The sequence below is a fragment of the Massilia sp. UBA6681 genome (genome assembly GCF_002454935.1).
GTDB classification, from domain to species: domain Bacteria; phylum Pseudomonadota; class Gammaproteobacteria; order Burkholderiales; family Burkholderiaceae_D; genus Telluria; species Telluria varians.
Window position 1 is genome coordinate 892 of record NZ_DKJX01000029.1, and the last position, 3,033, is coordinate 3,924.

At 63.7% G+C, this 3,033-nt stretch carries 4 protein-coding genes; all 4 read right to left on the reverse strand.

All coding sequences use genetic code 11. The features are described 5' to 3' along the window. Positions 1-1,425: Orn/Lys/Arg decarboxylase N-terminal domain-containing protein (locus B2R83_RS03965; RefSeq protein WP_292038373.1), on the reverse strand; the 1,425-nt coding region annotated here is incomplete at its 3' end. 197 nt (positions 1,426-1,622) lie between these two features. Next, positions 1,623-2,261, reverse strand: coding sequence for a DUF4337 domain-containing protein (locus B2R83_RS03970; protein ID WP_292038374.1), 639 nt, complete (start codon positions 2,259-2,261; stop codon positions 1,623-1,625). Positions 2,262-2,265: 4 nt separating this feature from the next. Next, positions 2,266-2,760 (reverse strand): dihydrofolate reductase, encoded by a 495-nt coding sequence (locus B2R83_RS03975; protein WP_292038375.1) that lies wholly within the window; start codon positions 2,758-2,760, stop codon positions 2,266-2,268. A gap of 77 nt (positions 2,761-2,837) precedes the next feature. Next, the coding region (locus B2R83_RS03980; RefSeq protein WP_292038376.1) for a thymidylate synthase at positions 2,838-3,033 on the reverse strand (196 nt) is incomplete at its 5' end.

Genomic DNA, 3,033 nt, shown 5'->3' on the forward strand with positions numbered 1-3,033 from the left:
CTTCTTCATGGCGCGGCGGAAGTCCAGCGCTTCCAGGATCGATTCCTCGACCAGGGCGGTGCCGCCCGGCGCTTCCATCATGGCGGCGGCGACGTCGCAGGAAGCGATGATCGAGTACTGGGGCGAAGTCGAGGTGTGCATCAGGTAGGCTTCGTTGAAGGCGTCCTGGTCCAGCTTGACGGTTTCCGATTCGCGCACCAGGACCTGCGAGGCCTGCGACAGGCCGGCCAGCAACTTATGCGTCGACTGGGTGGAGAAGATCATCGACTGCTTGGCGCGCGGGCGGTTTTCGCCGATCGCGTGCATGTTCTGGTAGAAGCTGTGGAAGGCGGCGTGCGGCAGCCAGGCTTCGTCGAAGTGCAGGGTGTCGATCTTCCCGTCCAGCATTTCGCGCAGGGTCTCGACGTTGTACACCACGCCATCGTAGGTCGACTGCGTGATGGTGAGGATGCGCGGCTTCTTGTTCACGGCGTCGCGCGCGAACGGATTGGCCTCGATCTTGCGGGCGATCGATTCGGGGGTGAACTCTTCCAGCGGGATCGGACCGATGATGCCGAGGTTGTTCCGGGTCGGCATCAGGAACACCGGGATCGCGCCGCACATGATGATCGAGTGCAGGATCGACTTGTGGCAGTTACGGTCGACCACCACGATATCGCCCGGAGCCACGGTACTGTGCCAGACCATCTTGTTCGAGGTCGAGGTGCCGTTGGTCACGAAGTAGCAGTGGTCGGCATTGTAGATGCGCGCCGCGTTGCGCTCGGACTTGGCCACCGGGCCGGTGTGATCGAGCAGCTGGCCGAGTTCCTCGACCGCGTTGCAGACGTCGGCGCGCAGCATGTTCTCGCCGAAGAACTGGTGGAACATCTGGCCGATAGGCGACTTCAGGAAGGCGACGCCGCCCGAGTGGCCCGGGCAGTGCCACGAGTAGGAGCCGTCATAGGCGTAGTTGACCAGCGCGCGGAAGAAGGGCGGCGCCAGCGAATCGAGGTAGGCCTTGGCTTCGCGGATGATGTGGCGCGCCACGAACTCCGGGGTGTCCTCGAACATGTGGATGAAGCCGTGCAGCTCCTTCAAGATGTCGTTCGGGATGTGGCGGCTGGTGCGGGTCTCGCCGTAGATGTAGATCGGGATGTTCGCGTTCTTGTGGCGGATCTCCTGCACGAAGGCGCGCAGGCCGGTCAGGGCGAAATCGGTTTCCTCGACCGAGCCGCCGCCGAATTCCTCGTCGTCGATGGACAGGACGAAGGCGGAGGCGCGCGACTGCTGCTGGGCGAACTGGGACAGGTCACCGTAGCTGGTCAGGCCGAGCACCTCCATGCCTTCCTGCTCCATCGCGGCCGCGAGTGCGCGAATGCCGAGACCGGAGGTGTTCTCGGAACGGAAGTCCTCGTCGATGATGACGATGGGGAAACGAAATTTCATGGACAGCTCCAAAGCGAAGCGCCGTGGAAGCGGCCGGCCCTGGTGGGTCGCTCCGCCGGCCACGGCACCGGGAAAAAAGAGGAAACGGATTTTCGCAGAAATCGCGTACGTCGGTGCAATTTTTTTGCAGCTTTTCTATGCAATACCTGCAAGAGTAGCCAGTAGACGCGCCGCCTGTCGCACACTAGCTGGAAAACTTAGTTGACAAGCCTCCTGCCGACCCGCCGGAAGACCTCGGTCAGGGCCGCCGCGCCGAAGGCCGCCAGCAGCGGGCCGGCCGAGAAGGGCATCGGTTCGGCCTGGATCGCGGCGAACAGGCCCAGCGTGATGCCGAAGGCGGCCACGGCGCTGGTGAGAGTGAGCAGCCAGGTGCGGCGCGACAGCAGGCTGATGGCGGCCAGCGAGATCGCGATCTGCTGCGCGACCGCGGCGGCGGCCCACTGGCGGTGGCGGTGCAGTTCTTTCTCGGACAGGGTGTTCCATTCGTTCGAGCTGGCCTCGAAGCGTTCCGCTTCCTGGCGAATGCTCTCCTTCTCGACGCCGTAGCGGCGGATCTCTTCGCGATAGTGCTCGCGGTCGGTGCCGGGCAGGGCCGCGGCGACCTCGGACAGGTTCTGGCGGTTGGTCTTGGCCTGGTAGTGGTTCCAGGCATTGGCCGCGCTGGTCTTGTCGATCGCCGCATTGCTCTTGTACAAGGCGGCGTTGTTGTGCGAGGCGCTGCCGATGAAGCCGAACATGGTCCCGAGGGTGGCCAGGATGGCGATCAGGACCGCCACCTTGCCGGCAAAGCCGTCGCCGCCGCGCGTGCCGGGAGTGCGAACTGCCTGGTCCGTCATGGTGTCAATCCCGCTTTCGAAGATAGGTCACGTAGGCGAAGTCGTAGCCGTTCGCGTCCGAATGGTGGGTCTCGCGCGCCGTTTCCTGCCACACGGCCGGGTCGATCGGCGGGAAGAAGGTATCGCAGCGGAACACGTGGTCGATCTCGGTGACGATCATGCGGTCGGCAAGCTGAATCGCCTCGTTGAAGATCTGGGCGCCACCGATGATGCTGGCCGCTTCCCCATTCAGCAGCGCGATCGCGGCCGGCAGCGAGCTTGCCGTCTCGACGCCCTCGTGCAACCAGCCGGAATTGCGGGTGATGACGATGTTGCGGCGCTTCGGTAAGGGACGGCCGATCGAATCGAAGGTCTTGCGGCCCATGACAATCGGCTTGCCCAGGGTGACGCGCTTGAAGTGGGCCAGGTCTTCAGGCAGATGCCAGGGCAGCCGGTTGTCGATGCCGATGCCGCGCTGGGCATCGATGGCCACTACCAAAGTCAAAGCCGCTTCGCCCATCGTCGTGTCCGTCGTCATGTGTAGAGGTAGGAAATGTTGTCTTTTTGAAAGCAGAATGTCAAGGAATATGGTCGCGTTCAGACCGCCACCGGCGCCCGGATCGCCGGGTCCGGATCGTAGCCCGCGACCTCGAAGTCCTCGAAGCGGTAGTCGAACAGGGATTCCGGCTTGCGCTTGATAACCAGGCGCGGCAGTTCCTTGGGCGTGCGCGACAGCTGCAGGTCGACCTGATCCATGTGGTTGCTGTACAGGTGGCAGTCCCCGCCGGTCCAG